21 protein-coding genes are annotated in these 25,042 nt (G+C 62.7%); 12 read left to right on the forward strand and 9 right to left on the reverse strand.

Going from position 1 to position 25,042, the window contains the following annotated elements; all coding sequences use genetic code 11:
• The 3 genes from ABJF10_RS13155 to ABJF10_RS13165 all read left to right on the forward strand — a co-directional run.
• Nucleotides 1-977 (forward strand): amino acid adenylation domain-containing protein (locus ABJF10_RS13155; protein ID WP_348545038.1); only part of this gene is annotated, 977 nt, incomplete at its 5' end.
• Entirely contained in the window at nucleotides 974-5,512 is a 4,539-nt protein-coding gene (locus tag ABJF10_RS13160; protein WP_348545039.1) for an SDR family NAD(P)-dependent oxidoreductase, read from the forward strand. The genes ABJF10_RS13155 and ABJF10_RS13160, both read left to right, overlap by 4 nt.
• 47 nt (nucleotides 5,513-5,559) lie before the next feature.
• Entirely contained in the window at nucleotides 5,560-8,211 is a 2,652-nt protein-coding gene (locus ABJF10_RS13165; RefSeq protein ID WP_348545040.1) for a condensation domain-containing protein, read from the forward strand.
• A gap of 30 nt (nucleotides 8,212-8,241) precedes the next feature.
• Here ABJF10_RS13165 and ABJF10_RS13170 read toward each other — a convergent pair whose 3' ends face one another.
• The 7 genes from ABJF10_RS13170 to ABJF10_RS13200 are packed head-to-tail and all read right to left on the reverse strand — an operon-like array spanning nucleotide 8,242 to nucleotide 15,364.
• Entirely contained in the window at nucleotides 8,242-8,994 is a 753-nt protein-coding gene (locus tag ABJF10_RS13170) for a hypothetical protein (RefSeq protein WP_348545041.1), read from the reverse strand.
• Nucleotides 8,991-10,172 (reverse strand): glycosyltransferase, encoded by a 1,182-nt coding sequence (locus ABJF10_RS13175; protein WP_348545042.1) that lies wholly within the window; start codon nucleotides 10,170-10,172, stop codon nucleotides 8,991-8,993. Before ABJF10_RS13175 ends, ABJF10_RS13170 begins: the two co-directional genes overlap by 4 nt.
• A complete protein-coding gene (locus ABJF10_RS13180; protein WP_348545043.1) occupies nucleotides 10,169-11,344 on the reverse strand; it encodes a DegT/DnrJ/EryC1/StrS aminotransferase family protein in 1,176 nt (391 codons plus the stop codon). The genes ABJF10_RS13175 and ABJF10_RS13180 overlap by 4 nt, the downstream gene beginning before the upstream one ends.
• 42 nt (nucleotides 11,345-11,386) lie before the next feature.
• Nucleotides 11,387-12,340 (reverse strand): hypothetical protein, encoded by a 954-nt coding sequence (locus ABJF10_RS13185; protein WP_348545044.1) that lies wholly within the window; start codon nucleotides 12,338-12,340, stop codon nucleotides 11,387-11,389.
• Complete coding sequence (locus tag ABJF10_RS13190; RefSeq protein ID WP_348545045.1) at nucleotides 12,337-13,209, reverse strand: glycosyltransferase family 2 protein; 873 nt, start codon at nucleotides 13,207-13,209, stop codon at nucleotides 12,337-12,339. The genes ABJF10_RS13185 and ABJF10_RS13190 overlap by 4 nt, the downstream gene beginning before the upstream one ends.
• The gene (locus ABJF10_RS13195) at nucleotides 13,206-14,477 is read right to left on the reverse strand and encodes an ABC transporter ATP-binding protein (RefSeq protein ID WP_348545046.1); all 1,272 of its coding nucleotides are present in this window, start codon (nucleotides 14,475-14,477) and stop codon (nucleotides 13,206-13,208) included. Before ABJF10_RS13195 ends, ABJF10_RS13190 begins: the two co-directional genes overlap by 4 nt.
• Nucleotides 14,474-15,364, reverse strand: a complete 891-nt coding sequence (locus ABJF10_RS13200; RefSeq protein ID WP_348545047.1) for an ABC transporter permease — start codon at nucleotides 15,362-15,364, stop codon at nucleotides 14,474-14,476. The genes ABJF10_RS13195 and ABJF10_RS13200 overlap by 4 nt, the downstream gene beginning before the upstream one ends.
• A 107-nt stretch (nucleotides 15,365-15,471) precedes the next feature.
• On the opposite strand from ABJF10_RS13200, the gene ABJF10_RS13205 reads away from it, so the two are divergent.
• From ABJF10_RS13205 to ABJF10_RS13215, 3 genes are all read left to right on the forward strand, one after another.
• A complete protein-coding gene (locus tag ABJF10_RS13205; protein ID WP_348545048.1) occupies nucleotides 15,472-16,164 on the forward strand; it encodes a 4'-phosphopantetheinyl transferase superfamily protein in 693 nt (230 codons plus the stop codon).
• A gap of 97 nt (nucleotides 16,165-16,261) precedes the next feature.
• Nucleotides 16,262-17,092: a hypothetical protein gene (locus ABJF10_RS13210; protein WP_348545049.1), complete on the forward strand. Its 831-nt coding sequence runs from the start codon at nucleotides 16,262-16,264 to the stop codon at nucleotides 17,090-17,092.
• A gap of 58 nt (nucleotides 17,093-17,150) precedes the next feature.
• Complete coding sequence (locus ABJF10_RS13215) at nucleotides 17,151-17,789, forward strand: FMN-binding negative transcriptional regulator (RefSeq protein ID WP_348545050.1); 639 nt, start codon at nucleotides 17,151-17,153, stop codon at nucleotides 17,787-17,789.
• Here the strand turns inward: ABJF10_RS13215 and ABJF10_RS13220 are convergent.
• Nucleotides 17,784-18,167 carry a hypothetical protein gene (locus tag ABJF10_RS13220; RefSeq protein WP_348545051.1) on the reverse strand — a complete coding sequence of 128 codons (384 nt, stop codon included), beginning with the start codon at nucleotides 18,165-18,167 and terminating at the stop codon, nucleotides 17,784-17,786. The genes ABJF10_RS13215 and ABJF10_RS13220 overlap by 6 nt on opposite strands.
• A gap of 15 nt (nucleotides 18,168-18,182) precedes the next feature.
• Complete coding sequence (locus ABJF10_RS13225; protein ID WP_348545052.1) at nucleotides 18,183-19,292, reverse strand: hypothetical protein; 1,110 nt, start codon at nucleotides 19,290-19,292, stop codon at nucleotides 18,183-18,185.
• A 125-nt stretch (nucleotides 19,293-19,417) separates the two neighbouring features.
• Between ABJF10_RS13225 and ABJF10_RS13230 the strand changes: the two genes are divergently transcribed.
• The 6 genes from ABJF10_RS13230 (at nucleotide 19,418) to ABJF10_RS13255 (ending at nucleotide 25,013) form a co-directional block, all read left to right on the forward strand.
• Nucleotides 19,418-19,852, forward strand: coding sequence for a hypothetical protein (locus ABJF10_RS13230; RefSeq protein WP_348545053.1), 435 nt, complete (start codon nucleotides 19,418-19,420; stop codon nucleotides 19,850-19,852).
• A gap of 98 nt (nucleotides 19,853-19,950) precedes the next feature.
• On the forward strand, nucleotides 19,951-20,301 hold the full coding sequence (locus ABJF10_RS13235) for a hypothetical protein (RefSeq protein ID WP_348545054.1): 351 nt from the start codon (nucleotides 19,951-19,953) through the stop codon (nucleotides 20,299-20,301).
• 342 nt (nucleotides 20,302-20,643) lie between these two features.
• Complete coding sequence (locus ABJF10_RS13240) at nucleotides 20,644-21,027, forward strand: transposase (protein ID WP_348545055.1); 384 nt, start codon at nucleotides 20,644-20,646, stop codon at nucleotides 21,025-21,027.
• A gap of 721 nt (nucleotides 21,028-21,748) precedes the next feature.
• Nucleotides 21,749-23,374: a sigma-70 family RNA polymerase sigma factor gene (locus ABJF10_RS13245; RefSeq protein WP_348545056.1), complete on the forward strand. Its 1,626-nt coding sequence runs from the start codon at nucleotides 21,749-21,751 to the stop codon at nucleotides 23,372-23,374.
• 53 nt (nucleotides 23,375-23,427) lie between these two features.
• Nucleotides 23,428-24,222, forward strand: a complete 795-nt coding sequence (locus ABJF10_RS13250) for a thiazole synthase (RefSeq protein ID WP_348545057.1) — start codon at nucleotides 23,428-23,430, stop codon at nucleotides 24,220-24,222.
• A 2-nt stretch (nucleotides 24,223-24,224) separates the two neighbouring features.
• Nucleotides 24,225-25,013, forward strand: a complete 789-nt coding sequence (locus ABJF10_RS13255) for an ATP-binding cassette domain-containing protein (RefSeq protein ID WP_348545058.1) — start codon at nucleotides 24,225-24,227, stop codon at nucleotides 25,011-25,013.
• The last annotated feature ends 29 nt before the right edge of the window (nucleotides 25,014-25,042 follow it).

A 25,042-nucleotide genomic window follows, 5' to 3' on the forward strand; every position in this document is an offset into this window, starting at 1 on the left:
CCCCGGGGGATGTGATCCTGCAAAAGACACCTTACTATTTCGACGTGTCCGTGTGGGAGCTTTTCTGGTGGGCGATGACCGGGGCGACGGTCTGCTTCCTCCGGCCCGGCGGGGAGAAGGTTCCCATGTTCCTGATCGAGGCGATCCGGCTGCACAAAGTGACCGTCATGCACTTCGTGCCGTCGATGTTGAATGTCTTCCTCCAGTATCTCGATGGCCGCGACGCAGCGACGTTCGCCAAGCTCTCCTCGCTCCGCCGGGTCTTCGCCAGCGGCGAAGCCCTCATGCCGGCGCACGCTCGCAAGTTCAACCAACTCCTCGCTCCCGCCGGAGCGCGCTTGACCAATCTTTACGGCCCGACCGAAGCCACGGTCGATGTTACGTGGTACGATTGCCCGACGGATGATAACATCGAGCGCGTGCCGATTGGCCGCCCAATTCATAACACGCGCATGTACGTCATCAAAGACGGGCAGGCCGCACCCATCGAGGAGCCGGGCGAGCTGTGCATCGCGGGCATCGGGCTGGCCCGCGGCTATCTCAACAACGCCGCGCTGACCGCGGAGAAATTCACCGACAACCCGCTGCAACCCGGTGAGCGGATTTACCGGACGGGGGACGTGGCCCGCTGGCTGCCCGATGGGAACATCGAGTACCTCGGGCGCGAGGACCACCAGGTGAAGATCCGCGGCCTGCGCATTGAGCTCGGTGAAATCGAAAACACCATGCGGGAATTTCCGGACGTGCGCGATTGCATCGTCATTGTGAAGAAGTATTCCGAGAGCGTGATCCTGCTCATCGCCTTTATCGTCGAACGCGGGCCGGTGGATTCTGGCGCCTTGAAAGCTTACCTGAAAGAGCGGCTGCCGGAGTACATGGTGCCGAGTCATTTTCAATCCATCGACGAGATTCCGCTCACACCCACGGGGAAGGCGGACCGCAAGGCGCTACCGGAGCCAAACATCGCTAAAAAATGAGCGACCCGGAGGATAGCCCAGACATCGCCATCATCGGGCTGGCGTGCCGTTTCCCGGGCGCGCGGAATGCCACGGAGTTCTGGCGCAATCTGGCGAGTGGAGTGGAATCGATCACGCGGCTGACCGACGACGAGATGCTACTTGCGGGTGTGCCGCCCGCGCATCTGACCACGCCCCACTATGTGAAAGCCTCGCCGGTGCTGGACGAACCCGGCGGCTTCGATGCGGCGCTCTTTGGCTACACGCCCAATGAGGCCCGCACGATGGATCCGCAGCATCGCATTCTCCTCGAGCTCGCCTTCGAGGCGCTGGAAGACGCGGGCTGCGATTCGCTGCGCTTTCCGGGACGCATCGGCGCCTTCGCCGGTGCGGCGATGAATACCTACTTCACGCATGCGAGACTGGGCGGGCAATTCGCCACGGACTACATCCCGACGCTCATCGTCAACGACAAGGATTTCCTCACCACGCGCCTGTCGTACAAGTTGAATCTCAAAGGGCCCGGCGTGACCTTGCAAACCGCCTGCTCCACGTCGCTGGTGGCCGTGCATTTCGCCTGCCAGAGCCTGCTCATGGCCGAGTGCGACGTCGCGCTGGCGGGAGCCATCTCGGTACGCGCGCCGCATCGCGCCGGATATTTCGCCGATGCCGGTGGCGTGTCTTCGCCCTCGGGACACGTCCGCGCTTTTGATGCGCAGGCGGACGGCACGGTCTTCGGCAGCGGCGGCGGCGTGCTCGTGCTCAAACGCCTCGCCGATGCCCTTGCGGCGGGCGATACGATTCATGCGGTCATCAAAGGTTCCGCGATCAATAACGATGGCGCGGAGAAGGCCGGCTACACCGCGCCCAGCGTAAACGGGCAGGCCGACGCGGCCATTGAGGCGCTGGCCAGTGCCGACGTCGACGCCGACAGCATCAGTTACGTCGAGGCGCATGGCTCGGGCACGCCGGTCGGCGATCCCATCGAGATTCGCGCCCTGACCAAAGCTTTCCGCATGTCGACCCAGCGGAATGGCTTTTGCGCCATCGGTTCGGTCAAGACGAACGTCGGGCACCTCGATGTGGCCGCGGGCATGGCGGGCTTGATCAAAACCGTCCTCTCCCTCCGGCACCGCGAGATTCCGCCCAGCCTGCACTACTCCGCACCGAATCCGGAGATCGATTTCGCGTCGTCGCCCTTCTTCGTGAACACGAAACTCACGGCCTGGAATTCCCCGGCGGGGCCGCGGCGCGCGGGTGTGGTGGCGACCGGCATGGGAGGGACCAATGCCCACGTTATTCTTGAGGAAGCTCCGGGCACGTCACCAGCGAAGCCATCCCCTCCCCCGAAACTCCTCGTGCTTTCCGCGCGCACCGAACCAGCCCTGGCGGCGATGGCGCAAAATCTCCACGCGTTCCTCGAATCGAATTCCACTACTTCGCTCGACGACGCCGCATTCACTTTGCAGACCGGCCGCCGGGCCATGGAACATCGCCGCTTCGTGGTGGCCGCGGACCCGGCCTCCGCGCTGGCGAGCCTCGCTGCCAAACCGGGACGATTGAACGTGGGCCGTGCGCCCGCGAGCGGTGCGGCGCCGGTGATGTTGTTGCTTCCCGGGGTCGGCGATCATTACGTCGGCATGGGCCGGGAACTTTACGCGGCCTTCCCCGCCTTCCGTCGCGCGGTGGATGATTGTGCGGCTATTCTTCAGCCCCGTCTCGGGCTCGATATCCGCGAGATTCTTTATCCACGGAATCGGGATTGGAATACCGCGGCCAAGCCGCGCGGCATCGACTTGAAAAAAATGCTCGGGGGCGCAGCCGCTCCACCCGAGGACGACGACACCCGGCAACTCAACAACGTGACCCGGCTCCAGCCGGCGCTCTTCGCCATCGAGTATGCCCTTGCCCGCTTGTGGATGTCGCTGGGCATCACGCCGCAAGGCCTCGTCGGTCACAGCATGGGCGAGTATGTGGCCGCCTGTCTGGCCGGGACGTTTTCGCTGGAAGATTCGCTTCACCTCATCGTGCGCCGCACGCAACTGGTTGAAGCGTTGCCGCCCGCGCGGATGCTCGCGGTGAATCTCTCGGAAAACGAACTCCTGCCGCTCCTGCCGAAAACCCTTTCGATCTGCTTGATCAATGGGCCGAGCCTTTGCGTCGTCGCCGGCCCGCCGCCCGAGGTCGAAGACTTCACGCGCCAACTGGAGGCGCGGAACGTCATTTTCCGGCCCGTCAAAAATACACACGCCTTTCATTCGCGCATGCTGGACTCGATCGTCGGCGCGTTTGAGCAGGACGTGCGAAAGGTGACCCGGAAAGCGCCGCAGATCCCTTTCATCTCCAACGTCACCGGGCAATGGATCACCGCGGCCGAGGCCGTCGACCCGGCGTATTGGTCGCGTCACTTAAACCACCCGGCGCGATTCGCCGACGGCTTGCGCACGATGTGGCAGACCGGGCACGTGACGCTGCTCGAGGCCGGACCCGGCAAGACGCTGGGCGTTTTGGCCATGCAGCATCCCGACAAGAATGCCGCGGCCAATCCAGTGGCGATCGCGTCGCTCCGTCATGATTACGAGAACCAGTCGGATGTGGAAGTGCTGCTGAATTCGGCGGGCCGGCTCTGGCTGGCGGGGGCGGAGATTCGCTGGGAGGAGTTGCCCGGGGCCAACCCGCGCCGGAAGATTTCCCTGCCGACCTATCCCTTTGAGCATCAGGATTACTGGCTCAGCCCAGCGGTGCCCGCGGTTCGCGCTGAATCCTCGGAAAACTTCACGGCTCCTCCCGGCATCGATCACTGGTTCTACGTGCCATCCTGGGAACGCGCCCTCCTTCCCTCACGATTCGCGCCGCCTGCGAGTGACGAAGGATGCTTGTGGCTGGTGTTCGCCGAGCAGCCCCAGCACGCGGAGCCTTTCCGGCGTTGCCTCTCATCGACGGGCGGTACCGTCCGCGTTGTCCCTCTTGGCGGGACTGAATACGGCCAGTTATTCCGCGAAATTAGCGGTCAATTGCACCGCAAGATTCATATCGTGCATCTCGGTGGCGCCGCGGGAAGCGAGGAGCAGGACTCTGGCTTCTTCAGTCTTCTCTCCATCGCCCAGGCCATTGGCGAACTGAACATTTCCATTCCGGTCACGATCGGCGTCGTGACTTCCCAGATCCACGAGGTCACCGGCGAGGAAAGCCTTTCTCCCGCGATGGCGACCGTCTTGGGACCGTGCGGTGTCGTGCCCAAGGAATTTCCCAACGCCACCTGTTTCAACCTCGATCTCTCGCAGCCACTCGGGCGAGAGGAATTGCCCGAGGCAAACTGTCTGCGCATCCTGAGCGAGTTTTCCCAACCCGTGAGCGGCGACGTCATTGCCTTTCGGGGCGCCTACCGCTGGAAACGAAAGTTCGCTTCCGTGCCGCTCCCGGCCGCGGAAGCACCGGCTTTGCGAGAGCGCGGCGTCTATCTCATCACCGGCGGCACGGGCGGGATTGGATTGGAGATTGCCGGATATCTTGCGCAGGCCTGCCAGGCGAGGCTGGTGCTTACCAAAAAGTCGCCCTTCCCGGAGAAGTCGAAATGGCAGGAGTTGGCGAATGCCGCCACCTCTACAGGCGCGATCATTCAGCGCCTGCTCGCGATGGAAGCCATGGGAGCCGAAGTGGAAGTGTGCGTGGCGGATGTTACCGACCGGGAGCAGATGCAGCAGGTCTTCGCGCGCACGGTGGATCGCCATCAAACGATTCACGGCGTCATCCATACCGCCGGCATCGTCGACGACGGACTCATCAGCAGTAAGAAGCGCGAAACCGCCGAGGCCGTGTTGGCGCCCAAGTTGAAGGGCAGCAAGATCCTTTACGAGTGCTCGGAAAAGCTGGCGCTGGATTTTCTCGTCTTGTTTTCCTCCACGGCCTCCTTCCTCGCGCCAGCGGGACAGATCGACTACGCTGCCGCCAACGCCTACCTGGACGCGTTCGCCCATTTTGCCTCCCGGCAGCGCCCCGGCACTCACGCTCTCGCCATCAATTGGCCAGGCTGGCGGGAGGTCGGCATCCTCGCGGAGTCCGATCCTTCCGCGGAAATGCCGGACTGGAAAGTAGCGGCGCTGAAGATTGCCATCCGCACGGAAGACGGCCTGGAATGTTTCCGCCGTGCGCTGCACGCCGGCTTGCCACAAGTCATTGTCAGCCCGCAAGAAATCCCGGAGTCAACGACGAGAACAGGCGCGACCAGCGACGACGCCCCGTCATCCGCAGAACTGGCCGCGCTGCCCGGCAGCGATTTGGAAAAAATGCTCGCGGATATCTGGAGTGAGACTCTCGGCGTCGCGGACATTGCGCGCGAGGAAAGTTTCTTCGACCTCGGTGGCAATTCCCTGCTCGCCTTGCAACTTGTCACCAAGCTCCGCGGCCTGTATGAAGTCGACATCACTTTGCGCGACTTTTTTGCGGCGCCGACCGTCGCTCAGCTCAGTTTCCTCATTCACGAAAAACTGGTCCACGACATTGCCCAGCTCACCGACGATGAAGTCGGTGCGCTGATGACCCATGAGTCTCAGTAACATGCGCGATGTCTTCCGCCGTCCGACATACCAGACAGGCCGCTCCGATGGATAAGCCCGCAGCACTCTCGGCGGAAAAGCAAAGGTTGCTCGCGCAACGCTTGAAGGGCATCGCCGCGCCGGCCAAACGAGTCAACCAGGTGCCTCCACGTTCCCCGCAGGAGCCGGCGCCTCTGTCCTTCGCCCAGCATCAGCTTTGGGTCATCGACCAGATGACCCCCGGCAACCCGGCCTATAACATCCCGGTCGCCTATCGCCTCATGGGCCCGCTCAATGTCGCCCTCCTCGAGGAAAGCTTTCATCAAATCGTCCGGCGTCACGAAGTGTGGCGGACGACGTTCCCGGAATCCCAGGGAGACGCCATTCAGGAGGTGCATCCTGAGGGACAGATTCGCATCAATATCATCCGCCTCGACCAGGAGACGCTCGACGAGCGTGAGCAAAAAACCAAGGACCTCGTCGCCCAGGAAGCGGTCAAACCCTTTGATCTCCGTGCCCTTCCCCTGCTCCGGGTTTCCCTCTTCGAACTCGGCCCTGATGATCACGTCCTCGTGGTCAACGCGCATCATATCGTCAGTGACGGCGTTTCGGTCAGCTTGATGTTCGACGAATTGCACGCTCTCTATCGCGCTGCGCTGGCCGGCGTCCCTGCGCGCTTGCCCGAGTTGACCGTCCAATACGCGGACTTTTCGGCGTGGCAAAAGACCGAACTGGCAAAGCCTGGTTATGCGCCGCAACTGGAGTATTGGCGGCGCCAATTGGAGGGAGAGTTGCCCCTCCTGGAATTTGCCGCCGAAAAACCGCGCCCCCCCCGGCAGTCGTTCGCCGGATCCAGCGTCCCTCTTTCCCTGCCCGGGCCGCTGGTCGCCACTTTGACGACCCTCGCCGCGCAGGAGGGATGCACGTTTTTCGTGACGATTCTCACGGCGCTCCAGATGATCCTCTCCCGCTACGCCCAAGCGGAAGAAATCGTGATTGGAACTCCCATCGCCAATCGCTCTGTCCCCGAGGTGAACCGGTCGATCGGCAATTTTGTGAATGTCGTTGCCTTGCGCTGCCGCCAAAACGGGACCCCATCCTTTCTCGAACTCCTGCGACGCAACAAGGAAGTCGCTCTCGATGCCCTGTCCAACAAGGATATTCCCTTCGAGATGCTGGTGAAGGATCTCAGGTCGCACCATAACCCGAGCCATAACCCGGTTTTTCAGGTCCTTCTCCAGGTCCTTCCTGCGGACCGCGCCCGCCTCGGAGATCTGGCCATCACTCCCTTCGACTTCGAGTCCCGCGCCACGCAAGTCGATCTCGCCCTCCATCTTTACGAGCAGGCGGATGGCTCAGTGCGCGGCTGGTTTCAATATTGCACGGACCTCTTTTCCGCGGCGACCATCGGCGAATTGGCCGGTCATTTCCTCCAGTTGCTCGACGAGATCGGCCGGGATCCGAAGCGGCAGGTTGTCGAATTCCCCATTCCGGCACTTCTGCCTCCGTCTCCAAGCGCGGCCCCGGAATCCGGGCCACCCGTCGCCCCGGACTATGCACCCCCGCAAAATTCCGTGCAGAGTCAGCTCGCCGAGATTTGGGAAGAACTGCTTCGCCATCATCCGATCGGCATTCATGACGATTTTTTTGCCCTCGGCGGCCATTCCCTGCTGGTCGCGCGCATGCTGGCCACAGTCCAGGAAAAGCTCGGTGTCCGCGTACCTTTTGGCGCATTTTTCCGCGGATCCACGATCGAACACCTGTCCCTGCTGATGAAGGACCGGCAGGCGTTGCAGGCGGCGGAAAGTCCGTGGGTGCTGCTGAACGAAAAAGGAACCAAAGCGCCATTCTTTTTCCTGCACGGGGACTTCAATGGCGGCGGCTTCTTCTGCCGAACGCTGGCGCAACAGATTGGCGAAGACCGGCCCTTTTACGCGATGCACCCCGCCGGTCTCAATGGCGATCCCATTCCCACGACCATCGAAGACATGGCGGCGCTCAAGGTGCAGGATCTGCGCAAGATCCAGCCGGAAGGACCCTATATCCTGGGCGGTTACTGCAATGGGGCCTTGGTGGCTTACGAGACGGCGCGCCAGTTGGAAGCGGCGGGCTGTGAGCCTCCGCTCGTGATCATGCTCTTTGCCAACGGGACCAATGCCCATTGCCGTGGGGTCAAGCGACTGGTCGACGTGGTCAGCAAGTTACTTTCGGAAGACGCCGTGACGAAACAGCGAAGGTTTTTGCGCTGGAGAGATAAGTTCCATTTTCTGCGAGGGGTCAAGGTGCACTATGCCCGCGCGGTCGCAGACCTGGTCACCCACCCTCCGGCCGAGCAACTCCGGCGCGTCCGCAACAAGCTGGCGCGCATCGTGCGACGCATCTTCGGCCGAAAAGCGGCCGCACTTCCGGCGAGCGAAGAAGGACCCACCGATCACGTCCAGAAGACGGATCAGAACGAGGCCAAGGGCAGGGCCTACTACGAAGCATTCTTTGGCTATGTGCCGCAGCGTTTCGGTGGCCGGGTCGTTCTCCTCTGGCCGCAGGATGAAAAAAGCGGTTCGGCCCAAGGGCCAGCCGATGGCTGGACGGACGTCTGCAATGATGTCGAACTCGTGCTCGTCCCCGGCGAGCACGATAGCTGCGTCGCGCGGACCTCCCACCTCAACATCATCGGCGAAGAAATCGGCCGGATCCTGGCGCAAACCGAGACCCGCAAATGAGCGGTCACTCGCGGCTGTTTCCAGCAGCGCTCACGATTCCAACTCGTACAGTCCGAATTGCTCGCGAACCGCAGTGGTCAGCAGGCGGGATTTCGTGATTTTTTGCAGCAACATCCTCGCTCCGCGCCAGCTTCGCACCGCGACTTCGCTGTCATTTTCCCCGGTCCCGGTATTGTAGATCGCGCCGATGAAGGGCAACTCCGCGAGCGGTCGCCCGAGTTCGATCATGCCGGCGCGAATCGCGCTGTGGCCGAAGCGCAGAATGGGAAACTGTTCGTCATCGTCTTCCATCGAGGACGGCAGATCAGCGAGCTCACAACGGACGATGGAGGAACTCCCGCACGTCGCCTCAAATTGAGCCCGCCGGAAGAGCCAGCGGCTGCCTTCGTCGTGCATGTAACCCGTCTCCATGAACCATCCCATCTCGTGCGGACGCGCATCGGCGAACGCCGCCAGGTCCCGGTGGACGCAATCGTCCGCGTCGACGCACATATAATGCGCGGGTGCAAAATCCCGCGCCACGATGAGCCCTCGTTTGACTTTTCGCCACTTATCATGCATCCGCGCGGCCCCGCGTTCGAATGGCACCGGAAAGTCCTCCGCAATGACCGTCAACGCGGGATGCGGCTTCAGCCCGGCGGGGGGTTCGTTGCAGATGAGGAAGACGCGAAAGTCCCCCTTGGTCTGCTGGCAGATCGAGCTCAGGCCGCGCACCGCCAGCCGGGAGACATGACCCCAATCGCGCGACACCTGCGGGCTCTGGAGCGGAACAATGAAAATCATACGCCCCTGGTCCGCGGAAGCCCGGCGGGCCCGCGCAGTTCATCGTACGCGGTCCGCAAGTCCTGGAGTTGTTGTGCGGAGGAAAAATTCGCCACGATGTGTTCACGACCCCGGCGGCGGAGGACGAGCATTTCGGTGGGTGCAGCCGACGCCCGGGCGATGAGTGCGGCCAGCCCGGCAACGTCGCCGGAATCCGCCAGCAGCCCGGTCTCGCCGTCGCGAATGACTTCCGGGATATCGCAATGGCGCGTGCCGATGCAGAGCAACCCGAGCGCCATCGCCTCCGTCAGAGCCACCGGCGATCCGCCTTCCGCATCGCCATCGCTGCTCAACTTGCTCGGGCAGAGAAACACATCGCTGGCACAAATGACCGCTCGCGCTTCCGCGGGCTTGAGAAAGCCATGGAACTTCACCCGGCCTTCCAACTCGGAACTGGCCGCCAAAAGTTGCAGTTGCGATTTGATTCGCTGACCCACGGCGTCCGTCCCGTCACCGATGATTTCCACGGTCAGGTCCGTGCCTAGCTTCCGCGCCGCGGCGCAGGCCGCCAGGCCGTCCTCGAAACCTTTCTTTTCCACAAAACGCGCGATCATCACGATGCGCAGCGGAGTGGCGGCCGGCTGCGCCGTGAAGGGAAGATTTTCCACGGGCACACCGATGCGGCAGATGCGCACCTTTTCCGGCGGACAGCCAATGGCGACCAACCGCCCGCGCATGGCGGGGCCTTCCACGAGGAACAGCGCACCTTCCGCGAAGAGCCCGCGATACCGCTCGATCCAGAGCGGCTGGGTGAACGGAAGCTGCCAGGCGTCCATCCCGTAGAATGAGCAAACGAGCGGGACGCCGAGCTGGCGCCGCAGTTCGAGCATCTCCCATCCATTCTGTCCGAAATGCGCATGGATCAAATCGGGCTGCCAGCGTCGCGCGGCCATGGTCGCGACGACGGCGCCCCGGCCCAGGCGGAAGCACAGGGAATTAAACAAGCGCGGAAGCCCCGCACCCTGGCTCCAGCGCGGCGGATTGTGGATAAAATGAATCCCTTCCGCGGGGAACTGCGGTTCGTTCTCCCGCTCCGAGGTAAGCACGCCGGGCTCCACTCCAGGCACCCGCATGACTTGCGGATAGATCCAGTTCTCCGAGATGCGCAGGAAAGGTTGAACGACGTGCAGGACTCTCATGCCCGGAGCGCGCGGCGAACCTCGAAGATGACATCCTCCACGTCCTCGTCGGTGAGCGCCGCGGAAAATGGCAGGGAAACGGTGCTCCTCCCAACCCACGCGGCGTGAGGCCACTCCTCGGGCCGCCAGCCGTACCGCTGCTGGTAGACCGTGTATTCCGGAATGCTGCGATAATGGACGCCCGTGCCGATGTTTCGCCGGTGGAGCGTTTGCATGAAGACATCGCGTTCCACGCCACAGCGCGCAGGATCGACTTCGATCGTGTAGAGATGCAAGGCGTGGCGGCTATTCGGCTCGAGAGGAGCCGGTGTGCCGATCGGCAAATCCGCAAAGGCGGCGTTGTAACGCTGCCAAAGCTCCTGGCGGCGTTGGCTCATCGCCTCGATGCGATCGCACTGGTGCATGCCGATCGCGGCCTGGAGATCCATCATGTTATATTTGAAGCCGATCTCCACGACGTCGTAATGCCGGTAGCCATCGTCAGAGAACCGCTTCCAGGCGTCCTTGGAAAGGCCATGCAAGGCGAGATTCTTCATCCGCGCCGCCACCGCATCGTCATTCGTGAGGATCATGCCGCCTTCGCCGGTGACGATATTTTTCGTGGCGTAAAAGCTCAAGACGCCGCAGTTCCCGAAAGTGCCGGCTTTTTGGCCGTGCCATTCGGTCTCGATGGCGTGCGCGCAATCCTCGATCACGAGCAGGTTGTGCTCTTGGGCAATCGCCATGATCGCGCTCATGTCGCAAGCACGCCCCGCATAGTGGACCGGCAGCAGCGCCCGCGTCCGCGGAGTGATCCGCCGGCGAATCTCGTCGGGATCGATATTCTTGGAAACGGGATCGATATCCGCGAGCACCGGGATCGCACCGGCATGCACGACGGCGTTGACCGTCGCGCAAAAGGTCATGGCGGTGGTGATGACTTCATCGCCCGGCTGAATGCCGAGGCCGACGCAGCTCAGATGCAGCCCGGCGGTACAGGAGTTGACCGCCACGGCGTGTTTTACTCCCTTGTATTCCGCCATGCGCCGCTCGAATTCCGCGACTTTCGGGCCGGTTCCGAGCCAGCCCGCACGCATGCTGGCCACGACCTCGGCAATCTCCTCTTCACCGATCAGAGGCCGGCCAAAAACAAGATACTCCTGCCTCATGCTTCGTTCGGGTCTCGGGGTCATTGGATAAAGTGTATTAGCAGGAGGCGGGCCGACAGAAAGCCATCATCGCGGTACCAGTTGAACTTCCACTTCCTCATGGGTGCTGCGATTCCGGTAACCATCCAGCGCGGCCACGTCCCAGCGCAAGCCCTGGTGCCAGGATTCCAGCAGTTTGTCCTCGTGCAGCCCGGCGTGGCGGCTGTCCCATTCCTCCTGGACGCGATTCAGCGGGACATTGACCAGGCGGGCTTTTTTGTAAGCGACGGCATAGCGCCCGGCGAATTCCTCGTTGTAGACCTGGAGCGCGTTTTCGAATGTGTTCGGCGCGCGAAATTCGCCGTACCTCGCGATAACGGCTATCTCCCGGCGGCTATAGATCTGGCCATCGACGGACAAGGGAAATCCGTAATCGTGCTCGCCATCTTTCCACCGCCAGACAACCAGGCGCGGATCCGTGGTGATCCCCGGCAGGTAGGGTGGCTCGATCTGCGGCTTGCTCCGGGTATAGCATTCCGTCAGGCCGCAGCCGAGTCGGAGAGTGGGGATAAATCTGAGCGGATCGAAGGACAGCAAATCCGCAAAGGCAAACGGCTCGATGAAGATGATGTCATCGACCAGGAAGACGATGCGGGAGCATTTCAAGCCGCCAAGCAATTTGACGAGGTCGTCCTTGAATACGCCCTGCGGCACGGGGCGAACCAGCGCGCTGTCGAAGCAGGCGAAGACCTCCCGATAGGCGGCCTCGTGTGCGCTCGTCGTCGCCTTGTAGATGACATGGAGCGGGACCGGATCCGCCGCATGGCGGCGATACGAATCCAGCAGGGCATGCAATTGCGTGGGGCGATCCTTAGAGAAGACAATCCCCTCGAGCGTGACCGGCTCATCCTCGCTCGAACCCGCCAGCGTGAACAGCTCCTGCAACGCGAGCCGCTTCTGCTCCACCAGGTGATACGTGGACGCGCACTGCAGCCGGCGATCGAATCGCTTGAGCACCGCGTTGATGACCTGCCCGATCATGACGGATTTCCCAGTGCCTGCATCAGGTTGCGCCGGAGGAGATCCCGCGCCAGGAGAACGTCGGGCCGCACGGCGAAGGCGCGCAATCCCAAGGCCAGGGATTTCAGGATCGTGCCCTTCCGGCAAAAAGCGGAGGCCGAGCGCCAATAGCCTGAGCCGACAAACTCTTCGCGGCTGGAGTGGCGATCGATAAATTTCCGGTGCCGCCGATACATCCCGTCGCGGGTGCGGTAATCCTGGCGGGCGAGATTGGTCTTGCTCATGCCGCCGGGATGCACGCGGTAACGATAAAGTGTCTCCCGCAGATGGCAGTAGCGAAAGCCGCACTCGGCCGCCGAAAGCCAGAAATCCCAATCCTCATTACCGGGGAGAAAGCACGGGTCTTCCGCGTAGCCGCGCGCCCTGGCCCAAAGCGATTTCCGCATGAGGATCTGTGCCGGGATAAACTGCGTCACCGCCAGCCGGGACAGTTCCAGGTCTTCGAAACAGTGGACGTGCGATGCCGAGCCGAAGAATTCGAAATCCCCGTAGGCGCAATCGACCGCGGGATCCTCGAGCGCTGCATGGAGCCGCTCCAGGCAACGCGGATAGAGCATGTCGTCGTTATCCAGCGTGAAGACGAGGGGATGCCGCGCGATGTTGATGCCCGCATTCCTCGCCGTGGACACCCCCCGGGGGCGCGGATGATCGATCCAACGAAAGCGGGAGTCGCTCCATTTTTCACGTATCCCCATGGTATCCGGCTCGTTGGAGCCGTCATTGACGATGATAGCTTCCCAACCGGTCAACGTCTGCGCAGCGAGGCTGGCCAGGCACTCGTCGAGGAACGCCCAGCGGTTGAGCGTGGGAACCACCACCGAGATACTCATACCTCCGCGAGTGCCGCCGACCGAACGGGGGTGATTTCGTAGCGAATGGGCGTGTAGACGCACCCCCACCGCGAATCGAGCTCCAGCGTGCCATAGAGCGGCGACGACGCGACCTCGAGATGGATGGCATCTTCGGCCTTGATATAGAAGTGACCGCTGGGATTTTCGAAATTGATCGAGATCCGGTAAAGCCCGGGCAGGTAGGAAATGGGGCCGACCGCGATGGCGACTTCATAATCCCCGGGCTCCATCGGCGGAAATTGATACCCCTGCTCCGTCGTATTCACCAAGGTCATCACCGTGCCGATATGGTTGCGAATCTCCAGCCCGAACACCGGGAAGCGCACCGGTTGGTGCACGCGGAGGCCGATCAGCAACGTGAAGCGTTCATTCGTCTTCGGGCTCGCCCCTTCCTCGCCGGCCTGGTTGCGAATACGGCAATTCAGAAACTCGGCGGTTCCATCGTTCTGCACCCGTTCCATGGCCAGCGTACTCGTCCCGTCGTGCGCACCGTTTTGCTGCAAATATCGCGCGATGATTTCCACCGACGGCGCAGTGCCCTGGCAGGTGCCATGATCGACGAAGATGGAGCGCGGACACAGCGTTTCCACCGCACTCATGTTGTGGCTCACGAAAAGCACCGTGCGCCCCGACTTCGAGACCCCTTCCATCTTGCCCAGGCATTTTTTCTGGAAGGCCACATCGCCCACGGCGAGCACTTCGTCGATGAGCAGGATCTCCGGTTCGAGATGCGCGGCGACGGCAAAGGCCAGCCGCACGTGCATGCCGCTGGAGTAGCGTTTCACCGGCGTATCGATGAATTTCTCCACCTCGGCGAAAGCCACGATCTCGTCGAACTTCCGGTCGATCTCCGCGCGCCGCATGCCGAGAATCGCTCCGTTCAAATAGACGTTCTCCCGCCCGCTCAATTCCTGGTGAAAGCCGGTGCCGACTTCCAGCAGGGAAGCCACGCGGCCCCGCAGCACAGCGCGGCCGGAGGTCGGCTCCGTGATCCGGGAAAGCACCTTGAGCAAGGTGCTCTTGCCCGCGCCATTGCGACCGACTACGCCGAGGACGTCCCCCGCCTGCACTTCGAAGGAAACGTCGCGCAACGCCCAAAAATCGCGGTCGGCGGACGCCCGGGGCGGGGTCTTTCCGCGCACGCGCGCCCAGAGGCGATGGAGCTCTTCGCGAAACGAGCCGGCATCGAGATCACCCAGCCGGTACCGCTTGGAAATCGCTTCGACTTCGATGATCGGGCGGCTCATACCGTGTCCGCAAAGGTGCGGGCCGTGCGCTGATAAAAGGCCACGCCGCTGACAAAGAGAACCACGGTGATCGCGACCGAAAGCCCGATCGATTGGAGCGTGACAGTGCCTCTCCCGAGAAAGGCGTAACGGAACCACTCGACCAGGGCGGTCATCGGATTCACCGCCGGTACCCACCGCCAGGCCTTGGGAAAGCTCGAGATGGGAATCACGACCGGCGTGACATAGAGCCAGATCTGCGCGATGAACGCCATCAGGTGGGTGAAATCGCGATATTTCGCCGTCAGCGCCGACATCCACAGCGACACCGCGAGACTGAGGACAATGAGATGGATCAACTCCAGCGGGAGCAGCAGAGCCGCCGGGCGGATCATGATTTCCGCCCCGGCCGCGGTGAAGAGCTTGAACCAGGCATAAAAGGCGAGAAACGTGACGAACTGAATGGCGAAAGAGAACAGATTGGAAAGCGCCGTCGCCAGGGGCACGACGAGCCGGGGAAAGTACACTTTCGTAAAGAGATAGGCATTCGTCGTGAAGATCGTCGTCGCCGTATTGAGGTTCTGCGCGAAGTAACTCCACATCACCATGCCGGAAAAATAGAAGAGCGTCTTGGGCAACCCGTCCGTCGAAATGTTGGCCACGACGCCGAAAATGACCGTAAAAACCGCCGTCATCAACAGCGGTTGGAGGATGAACCAAACCGGGCCAAGGACGGTCTGCTTGTACTTCGAGACGAAGTCGCGCCGCACCAGCAGGTAGATCAAATCGCGATAGTCCCAGAGCTCGCCCCAGTCCACGTGAAACCAAGGCTGCCCAGCCTGCACGACTGTCTCATGCGGAGAGAGGGATTCCTCTGGAGAAGCGGCGATTCCTAGGCTGTGGGACATTCAAAATAGGCTACTTTATGAGCGTGGCGGTTGCAATAGCAGCATCCGTTCCCTATTGGCTAAAAATGCGGAGTAAAGTGGCGCTGCTCGTGCTATGGATCACCACTGTGCCTGCCTCACCCGCAGTTTCAGATCATCCCCTGCCCGCCTGGCCGGCCGGTCCCGTACGTCCGCGCCTGGAAACCGGGGAAATCCATCTTTGGCGCGCCACGCTGGATGAGCCCCGCCGTCTCGCCGGGGCGGAAGCCGTCCTCTCCCGCGAGGAGATCCTGCGCACGCGGCGCTTCACCCGCCCCGTGGACCAGGAGCGCTTCATCGCCGCCCACGGCGCGCTGCGCATGGTGCTCGGCAACTATCTTTTGGTCGATCCGCAAGAGCTCGAATTTCGCGCCGGGCCACACGGCAAACCGGTGCTCGTCCAGACCTTCACCGACCTCCGCTTCAATCTCAGCCACTCCGGTGATCTCGCCCTCATTGCCGTGGCGCGGGGACGCGAGGTCGGCGTGGATGTGGAGCGGATGGAACGGGAAATCGAATACGAGCCGATCGTCGAACAGTATTTCGACCCCACGGAAGCGTGGGAGCTGCGGACCGCCCCGCCGGAAGAACGCGTCGCGCGCTTTTTCGACTTGTGGACGCGCAAGGAAGCCTGCTTGAAGGCGGAGGGCGTGGGTCTCGTCTCCCCTTCCCGCAGCCAGAGTTTCAGAGCGCGCAACCTCTGCCCTGCCTCCGGCTACGCCGGCGCCGTGGCGAGCGATGGCGAAGACTGGCGGCTGACGTGCTGGCACTGGAATGTGTAAGTCGCGCTTGCCACGACCGCCGGTTTGAGCGTCATAGTCGGGCATGATTTCACCCGGGCGGCTTTGGCGCGGTAGCGCCCGTTACCATGCATCCAAGGTGCTCCCGCGCATCGTGGATTGGTCATGGCCGTTGGGGAAGGAGATCGCCGGCGCGCCGCCCATCCACGTGCTGACCAGCGGAAAAGACTGGCGGCTGGCCGCGTGGATGCTCGCGAGCTGGCTGCAATTCAGCGAACACGCCTGGCCGATCTTCATTCACGACGACGGCACTTTACCCAAGGAAGCCTCCGAGACTCTCGGAAAACTCCTCCCCGGCGCCCGGATCATCGACCGGCGTGAAGCGGACGCGGCGGTCGGGCCCCTGCTGCACGCTTTTCCCTTCTGCGCGGACTTCCGCAAGCTCCACCCGCTCGCCCTCAAGCTGTTCGACGTGACGCATTTCACCCCGGGCGGACGCTTCCTCCTCTTCGATAGCGATTTGCTCTTCTTCAATTACCCGCGCGAAATCCTCGACTGGGTGGCAGGCGGCGCGGATGAATGCTGGTTCAACGAAGACGCCAGGGAAGGCTCCCTCATCAACGCGGCAGAGGCGCGCGGCGAGCTCGGCATCAAGATCTGGTCGCGCGTCAACGGCGGCCTGTGCCTCCTCGCGAAGTCCGCCATCGACCTGGACCTGTGCGACCGCACGCTGGCGCAAACCTCCATCCTCAGCGGCGACCCGTGGCGCATCGCCCAGACGCTGCACATGCTCTGCGCCGCGCGCCACGGCAAAGGCGGTCTGCTCCCGCGCACCTATGAAGTCTCGCTGGGCAAACGTTCCGCCGGGAACGCCATCTCGCGCCACTATGTTCGCGCCGTGCGCGATCGCTTTTTCGCCGAGGGGTTGGAGTCCCTCAACACCATCTTCTTTCCGCTGGAGACGGCATAAATGGAATCTCTCGCGCTCCCGGCAGGCGAGCTCGCCCTCAGCTACGCGCCCCTTTCCGATGTATATCCCCTCCGCCTTTCGTATTGAGGACAAAACCCGGCTCTCCGCTTTCCTGGGCCAGCATAGCTTTGCCACGCTCATCACCCAGGACGGCGCCACGCCGTTTGCCAGCCACCTCCCGATGCTCTTTCGCCCCGACTTGGGTGAGCACGGAACGCTCATCGCGCACCTGGCGCGGGCCAATCCCCAGTGGCAGCATTTCGCCGAGGGCCGCGAAGCACTCGCCATCTTCCACGGGCCGCACGGCTACATCTCCCCTTCGTGGTATGAGACCGCGCCCGCCGTCCCGACCTGGAACTACGCCGTCGTCCACGCTTACGGCATTCCCGCCATTTTCGACGACCCCGACCGCATCGTCGCGCTCCTCCGCGAAACGATCTCTTTCTACGAATCCTCCCTTGAACAACCGTGGCCCGGCGAGCTTCCTGCCGAGTATCTCGACAAAATGATCCGCGGCATCGTCGCTTTCGAAATCCCGCTCACCCGCCTCGAAGGCAAATTCAAGCTCGGCCAGAATCGCTCCGCCGCCGATCTCCAGGGCGTCCACCAAGCCCTCTCGCATTCCGCCCACGCCGACGACCGCACCCTCGCTGAGTTCATGCGCGCCGAAGGGCACGTGCCCACTACGGCCTCATGAGCGCGGAAGCAGCGGTACTATCTTTCCGCTCGGCTTTATCTTGCGACCCGACGGCAGGACGATCGTCCCATCTCCGTTGACCTGGAGCGGCAGGACGAGCCGTTGCACACCCCTCGTCACCTCGGACTCGAGGCGCGTCACGTCGACGACCTCATAGCTCCACACCACATTCCCTGGAGCAGCGATGGTGATCGTGCCGATGGTATGCGGCACCCGGCGTGTCGCCCCTGCCGGGATGGTGTAAGTCCTGAGGGTGTGGTGGGTCGTCAACTGAATCTCGCCACCGGTGTGATTCGCAACCTTTAGCTCCGTGTCGACACACCCGGTGAGTAAAAGCGAAAGCGCTAATAATAAGACCCGCAGGATCGTACTCTTCATCGCGATACCTGTTGCTTACGGGAATAACATGAACCGCCCACCCGGCAGCGCCACACCGGCAGCCCCACTGCCCGGGCTCGGTGCGGAGCCGGGGCTTCCCTGCGGCTGCCCGGCGGAGTCATAGAGTTGCCAGCCCAACACATTCTGGTTTTTCCAGGCGATGAGCGTCGCTCCGTCGCTCGCGCTCAAGGCGAGGATGCCGGTGCGCATCCCGTTCGTGCCGGGCGTTTTGATCTCGCCGGGTGGCAGCACCGCACCGTCCTTGTCCAGTCGGGCGAAGTAGATTTGGCCCTTGGTCGGCCATGCGGTCACATAGCCCTGGTCGGTCCCGCGGATCGTGAAATAGGTCATCGGACAACCTTCCAGTTTCCAAGGCGTGCTGCTGATCCGCGTGCGCGTTGGCTGGCCGCCACGCTGATCCGCCAGCACCAGATAGATATCGCGTTCGTTATTCGTCTCCTCTCGATAAAGCAGCGCCCACCGGCCATCCGGCCCGTAGGTCGTGCTCGTCGTGCAGCACTTGCAGGGATCGAGCGAAGGATTGAATTCCGCACTCCTGCTGAAGGTTTCGCCCCCGTCACGCGAAGCCATCGTGTAGATCTTGCCCGCGAGAAAACTCGCCGTCACGGCACCGCGCTCGCCCGCGGCCAGCGAGAAACCTTCACTCGGCTGATGATTCAGATTCCGCAGTGGCGAAAAGGCTTTCGCCCCCGGGGCGAGCGTGGCGTAAAATAGGCCCCGTTCCTCCTGCGGCAGCTTCAACTTCCAGGCATTATTGCCCAGTGCCGCGTGCACCCGCCCATCCGGACCCACCGCGAAGTCCCACGTGGAAAAGATCAGTCCCGGTTTCTGCGATGCCTGGTCCACCAGCGCCAGCGGCGCGCTGAAGGTCTTCCCGCCGTCGCTCGATTTCACATACCGCGGACCATCCGCCGCATCGAAGAGCACATGAATCGTCCCATCCGCACCACGCCGCGCCTGCATCACCTCGGAAGCCTTGGGAATGCGCACCACTTCCACCCGGCCTGTCACCTCCCCGGCCTGAACCGCAACGGTCGCGAAGAAAAGCGCGCCGAGCGCCATCAGCCTGCTGCCAAAATTGGGAAGTAATCGCAAGAGGGTCATGGCGGGGGGAGGAGCGTTCCGAGCCATTATAGCCGCCTCCCGTTCATTGGAAATGAGGATCACTCCAACGAGCAGAACGGAAAAACTGTCACCTTTCCGCCCTCTCGAACCACTTGGTCGGTACAATGAATGCCGATCCCCACGAACTCACCCATCCCATCACCCCTGCGCCCGCCGTCGCCGCCCTGCCTCGCAGCATCCTCTTCGTCGCCCTCATCCTCATCGCCTTCATCGGCCTGCTCACCCTTGAGACTTCCGATTCCCTGGTCCGGCACAACGGCCAGATCGCCCGCAGCCTCTTCGTCCTGCCGGTCGTTATCCTGTTGCTCCGGGGCGTCCTCACCCGCCGCCGGTGGGCCTGGCGTACCACCCGCATTCTCGCCCTCCTCGCCGCCGCCCTCTACGCCGTCCCGTCCATCGGCGTCTGGTTCTTCTTCCTCAAAATCCAGATCGGCCAGCGCCTCTGGCTCTCTGGTGTCGGCGCAACCCTCATCTCCCTCGCCATCTCCGCCTACCTCGCCCTCGGCCGGCGTCCCGCCCGCGCCTACTTTCGCATCTAGTCGCTGAAGGATACCGCCCAACGAGGGCCGCCAACCTCCCGTAAAGGGCTCGCCGCGAATACCGTTCGCTATTCGTTGCAAACCTGCTATAGATTCGGATGAAGAATAATTACGGCTTTTCACGTCGGGGTCCAGATCGCGTAGCTGAGGAGCTGGCCAACGTGCTCACTGGGAAGGCGTCTTTTGAGTTCAAAGCGCTCTTCGATGTCGTCCATGCGAACCTCAAATCCCGCAACGCGGCGAGCGGCGGCGAAGAAATGCTGCGCCTCCGCGCCTACGAGAAGCTGCAGAATCTCGTCACCGCCGGCGTGGTGAAGAAAACCGGCCGCGAGTACCAAGGCATCCCCAAGGGCCTGGCCTCCTTCCTGGCCACCGCCGCGGAATTCAACGCGAAGTTCGCCGAGACCGCCGCCCAGCGCAAGACGGCCACCGCCGCTTCCGCCGCCTAGTCGGCGCGGAGGACGACGTTCCCTCCCCCTCAAAAGAACAAGCCCAACTTCCCCGTTGCGCGGCTTCGACCCTGCGCGGTAGCGGCGCTCTCCGAGCGGCGGCAGCTTGTGCGTTCTTGTGCGCTCGTGCCCAAACTCCATTTGGGCGCGCACTTGTCCCGGCAACTCCATTGCCCGTATCCTGCTGCGCATGCGCAGCCGCTACCGCATTACCGAGCCTGATGTCGCACACTTCATCACCGCGACGGTGATCGAATATGGCTCCCGATTTTCACCACGGCCGCCTGTTGCGACATTCTCGTCCGCTCACTCGAGCACTGCCGCGTCCATAAGCAGCTCCGGGTGCATGCCTGGGTGATCCTCGACAACCATTTCCACGCCATCGTCGCCGGGCCGTCTCTCGCCGACACAATCCGCGATTGGAAGCGCTTCACCGCCGGCGCGCTACTCAAGCAACTGCGCGAAGAGCGGCGCGAATGGCTGCTCAATCAACTGGCCTACTACTGTGCGGCGCACAAGACGGCCAGCGCGCATCAAGTCTGGCAGGAGGGCGTGCATCCCCAAGCCATCGTGAGCGACGAGATCATGCTGCAAAAGCTGGAGGATGTGCACAATAACCCGGTGAAGCGCGGAATGGCGGCGTCGCCGGAACATTGGCGGTATTCGTCGGCGCATGAATGGCTGGCGGGAGCGGTGCCGGTGTTGAAGTCTGATCCCTGGCGCTGAGCGCATAGAGCAAACGAAGGAAGCCTGCCCGGAGAGCACCCCCGCCATGCGAGATGGAATCTCGCTCCCAAGTGCGCGCCCAAATGGAGTTTGGGCGCGAGGCATCCACCAATGCGTCGGACGCTTTATTGGTCCTCGCGGGAAGATTTTCCGCAATGGAACCAATGGAGCCAATGGAGCGATGCACTTTTTGCGCCGTGTTATGCCATACTTCCCCGCCATGAACTCCGACGATTTTCCACGGCAGGACCGGCCAATTCCCGCCAGCCATTCGCGAGGGATTCAGTCAAGGCGCCCGGGCGAAGAAAGGAGGCCGATTTAAGGTGCCTTAAGCCCCCTTAAGCCGATTTAAGGTGCGAGTTTTTTAAAAAGCGAGGCTTGGCCACCAAATGAAAGGTTGGCGGCGGCGGTCGCGCATCAAGCCGAATCAAGCCTTCTCAAGCCTCCAAATTTTCTCAGGAGGATGCAGGCCGCGCACCTTTTCCCTTCCGGGAATCGCGCTCCTCCGCGGTTGCACCCAATCGCCTTTGATCGTGTCGTTGCTCTTCTCTCAGAGATAATCGCACCGAATCGCACCCATCAACCTCATCCACCCGAGCAGCACCGACTCTCAGGACCGCCTTCTACTGAGCACTAAGAACTGAGCACTGCCCCCAACATTCCCTGTCACCTTTTCCCCTCCGTCGACCACTTCGACGGTGCTATGATCCAATCCAGTCTCATGTCCGCCGTCGCCGAAGCCCCCAACGATGCCGATCTGGTCCAGCGCTGCCTGGCGGAAGGGGCTGGGGCGTTTGCCGAGATCGTGGCGCGCTATCAGACGCTGGTTTGTTCGCTCACTTACAATGCCACAGGGAGCCTGAGCCGGAGCGAGGACCTGGCGCAGGAGGTCTTTCTGACCGCTTGGAAGGAACTGCGGCAACTGCGCGAGCCGGAGAAGCTGCGGCCTTGGCTGTGCGGCATCGCCCGGCGGCTGGGAGCGAATACACGACGGCGCGAAGGACGCGAACCGGTATGCGCGGCAGAGGAACTGGAGGATGAGCACCAGGAGCCCGCACGGGGGCCGGTGGAAGAAGCGATCTCGCGGGAGGAGGCGGCGATCCTGTGGCGTTCGCTGGAGCGGATCCCGGAGAACTATCGCGAGCCGCTCATTCTTTTTTATCGCGAGGGCAAGTCGGTGGAACACGTGGCGGCGGCGCTGGAACTGACCGAGGACACGGCGAAGCAACGGCTCTCGCGGGGTCGCAAGCTTTTGCAGGAACAGGTGGCGCTTTTTGTCGAAGGCGCGTTGCGGATGAGCACGCCAGGCCGCGCTTTCACCCTGGGCGTGCTGGCGTCACTGCCGCTGATGAAGACCTCGGCGGCGGCGGCCACGCTCGGCACGGCGGCGGCGAAGAGCGGCGTTTCCATCGTGGGCATCGGGGTGCTCGGCGTGTGCAGTGCACTGCTCGGGCCAGTTGCGGGAGGGCTCGGTGCGTGGTTCGGCATCAAGGCCAGCCTGGACAGCGCGGAATCCGCCGAGGAACGGAAGCTGATCCGCGGTTACGCGACCCAGATGATCGCGCTGGTGCTGGGTTTTCTCGTGTTCTGGGGGCTGGCCATTCCGTTTCAGAACCGGTTGGGGCATGATTACACATGGCTGGCCGTCACCTTGGTCGCGGGCGTGCCGATCCTTTACGGCGCGTTGCTGGCGATCCTCATTGTGCGCTTCAAACGCGCCCACTCCCGGCTGGTCAAAAAGCGGACTACCCAGCCCGATGCCAGGCTCGCCGCCCGGCGCGCGGAAGCGTGGAAGACCTTCGAATACAAGAGCGCATGGACATTGCTCGGCCTGCCGCTCGTGCATATCCGGACCGGACGGCAATATGGTGAAAAACTGCGCCCGGCCGTCGGCTGGATCGCCATCGGGGATATGGCCATCGGCGTACTCGTGGCGGTCGGCGGCTTGTCCGTGGGCGGCATCAGCATTGGCGGGGCGTCCCTCGGCCTCATGGCCATCGGCGGAGCTTCGCTCGGGGTATTCGCCTTCGCCGGCATCGCCCTCGGCCTGTGGGGCGCGACCGGTGGTCTGGCCATCGCCTACTACGCCCACGGCGCTTGCGCGCTGGGCTGGCACGCCGCCGAGGGCGGCATGGCCGCGGCCCGCGACTTCGCCGTGGGCCAGAACGCCTACGCGACTCACACCAACAACGACACCGCCCGCCAGGCCATCGACGCCATTCCTTTCTTCAACTACGCGAATACCATCCTGCGTTATCCGATCCTGTTCAGCGTCGCCTGGCTGCCCCTGCTGCTCACCATCTGGCAGACGATGCGCGCCCGGCGGGTCCTGAGAAAGGTGTCGTGAATCCAGTAACAGGGTGGAAATAGCGACGGTCTTCCATTACGGTCGCCGCCGACATGCCCAGTACGCCCGATCCCCTGCTCATCGCCGGCCGCGAATTTCGCTCCCGCCTCCTCCTCGGCACGGGCAAATTTTCCTCGAACGAATCGATGGCTTCCGCCTTGGAAGCGAGTGGCTGCGAGATCGTGACGGTGGCGCTGCGCCGGGCCGATCTCACCGGCAAAGGTGACCGTTTCGCGAATATCCTCGAATTCATCGATCCACAGAAATACCTGCTGCTGCCAAACACGAGCGGCGCGATGAATGCCGAGGAAGCCATGCGCCTCGCCCGCCTCGCGGCGGCGTCGGGGTTGCCGAAGTGGGTGAAGCTCGAGATTCATCCCGACCCACGCTACCTGCTACCCGATCCCATCGAGACGCTCAAGGCGGCGGAGCAATTGGTACGCGAAGGCTTCGTCGTGCTGCCCTACATCAATGCCGACCCGGTGCTCGCCAAGCGCTTGCAGGATGTCGGCACGGCGACGGTGATGCCGCTCGGGTCGCCGATCGGGAGCAATCGCGGAATCGAAACGCGGGCGCAGATCGAGATCATCATCGAACAGGCGACCGTCCCAGTCATTGTCGATGCCGGCCTCGGCGCGCCCAGCCAGGCGGCGGAAGCGCTGGAGATGGGCGCCAATGCCGTGCTCGTCAATACCGCCATCGCCATCGCGGCCGATCCGGCGCGCATGGGGCGGGCGTTCAAAATGGCCGTCGAAGCGGGGCGCGAAGCCTTTCTCCTCGGCCTCGGTGCGCCGCTGGACACCGCCTCGGCCACCAGCCCCCTCACCGCTTTCCTCCACCGCTCCTGATCATGTCTCTCCTTTCCGTTCGCAATCTTCGCACTTGGTTCCCGGTCACCGGTGGCGTGCTCCGCCGCCACATTGATGACATCAAGGCGGTCGACGACGTGAGCTTCGAGGTCGAGGCGGGCACGACCGTCGGTCTGGTGGGAGAGAGCGGCAGCGGCAAATCGACCATCGGCAAAACGATCCTCAAACTCATCCCCGCCACGTCCGGCGAAATCATTTTCGATGGCCAGAGCATCCTTCCCCTGTCGGAAAACGAGTTCCGTCCGTTGCGGCGCGAGATGCAGATGATCTTTCAGGATCCGTTCGGCTCGCTCAATCCACGCCACACCATCCTCCAAATCGTTGGCGAGGCGCTGGAGATTCATTTCCCGCAGATGAACCGCGGCGACCGGCGCGAGCGGGTGGCCGAGCTCATGAAACAAGTCGGCCTCAAGCCCGAGATGCTGGAACGTTATCCGCACGAGTTCAGCGGCGGGCAGCGGCAGCGCATCGGGATCGCCCGCGCTCTCGCAGTGAAGCCAAAGTTCATCGTCTGCGATGAGCCGGTGAGCGCGCTCGACGTGAGCGTGCAGGCCCAGATCGTCAATCTGCTCCAGGACCTCCAGGAGGAACTCGGGCTCACCTATCTCTTCATCGCCCACGATCTCGCCGTGGTGGAACACATGAGCGATCACGTGCTGGTGATGTATCGCGGCCAGATCGTGGAATCGGCCTCCGCGGAATCGATTTACGAGAATCCGCAGCACGAATACACGAAGAAGCTCCTCGCCGCAGTCCCGAAGTTCGCCTGATCTCGCGGCCCGTGGTCAGTTCGAATGGC

The organism is Chthoniobacter sp., assembly GCF_040003245.1.
Classification (GTDB): domain Bacteria; phylum Verrucomicrobiota; class Verrucomicrobiia; order Chthoniobacterales; family Chthoniobacteraceae; genus Chthoniobacter.

Excerpts from the sequence above, each read along its gene's own strand:
- ABJF10_RS13160 (WP_348545039.1), top strand. The coding sequence starts at position 974 with ATGAGCGACCCGGAGGATAGCCCAGACATCGCCATCATCGGGCTGGCG.
- ABJF10_RS13165 (WP_348545040.1), top strand. The coding sequence starts at position 5,560 with ATGGATAAGCCCGCAGCACTCTCGGCGGAAAAGCAAAGGTTGCTCGCG.
- ABJF10_RS13170 (WP_348545041.1), bottom strand. The coding sequence starts at position 8,994 with ATGATTTTCATTGTTCCGCTCCAGAGCCCGCAGGTGTCGCGCGATTGG.
- ABJF10_RS13175 (WP_348545042.1), bottom strand. The coding sequence starts at position 10,172 with ATGAGAGTCCTGCACGTCGTTCAACCTTTCCTGCGCATCTCGGAGAAC.
- ABJF10_RS13180 (WP_348545043.1), bottom strand. The coding sequence starts at position 11,344 with ATGACCCCGAGACCCGAACGAAGCATGAGGCAGGAGTATCTTGTTTTT.
- ABJF10_RS13185 (WP_348545044.1), bottom strand. The coding sequence starts at position 12,340 with ATGATCGGGCAGGTCATCAACGCGGTGCTCAAGCGATTCGATCGCCGG.
- ABJF10_RS13190 (WP_348545045.1), bottom strand. The coding sequence starts at position 13,209 with ATGAGTATCTCGGTGGTGGTTCCCACGCTCAACCGCTGGGCGTTCCTC.
- ABJF10_RS13195 (WP_348545046.1), bottom strand. The coding sequence starts at position 14,477 with ATGAGCCGCCCGATCATCGAAGTCGAAGCGATTTCCAAGCGGTACCGG.
- ABJF10_RS13200 (WP_348545047.1), bottom strand. The coding sequence starts at position 15,364 with ATGTCCCACAGCCTAGGAATCGCCGCTTCTCCAGAGGAATCCCTCTCT.
- ABJF10_RS13215 (WP_348545050.1), top strand. The coding sequence starts at position 17,151 with ATGTATATCCCCTCCGCCTTTCGTATTGAGGACAAAACCCGGCTCTCC.
- ABJF10_RS13220 (WP_348545051.1), bottom strand. The coding sequence starts at position 18,167 with ATGAAGAGTACGATCCTGCGGGTCTTATTATTAGCGCTTTCGCTTTTA.
- ABJF10_RS13225 (WP_348545052.1), bottom strand. The coding sequence starts at position 19,292 with ATGACCCTCTTGCGATTACTTCCCAATTTTGGCAGCAGGCTGATGGCG.
- ABJF10_RS13230 (WP_348545053.1), top strand. The coding sequence starts at position 19,418 with ATGAATGCCGATCCCCACGAACTCACCCATCCCATCACCCCTGCGCCC.
- ABJF10_RS13235 (WP_348545054.1), top strand. The coding sequence starts at position 19,951 with ATGAAGAATAATTACGGCTTTTCACGTCGGGGTCCAGATCGCGTAGCT.
- ABJF10_RS13245 (WP_348545056.1), top strand. The coding sequence starts at position 21,749 with ATGTCCGCCGTCGCCGAAGCCCCCAACGATGCCGATCTGGTCCAGCGC.
- ABJF10_RS13250 (WP_348545057.1), top strand. The coding sequence starts at position 23,428 with ATGCCCAGTACGCCCGATCCCCTGCTCATCGCCGGCCGCGAATTTCGC.
- ABJF10_RS13255 (WP_348545058.1), top strand. The coding sequence starts at position 24,225 with ATGTCTCTCCTTTCCGTTCGCAATCTTCGCACTTGGTTCCCGGTCACC.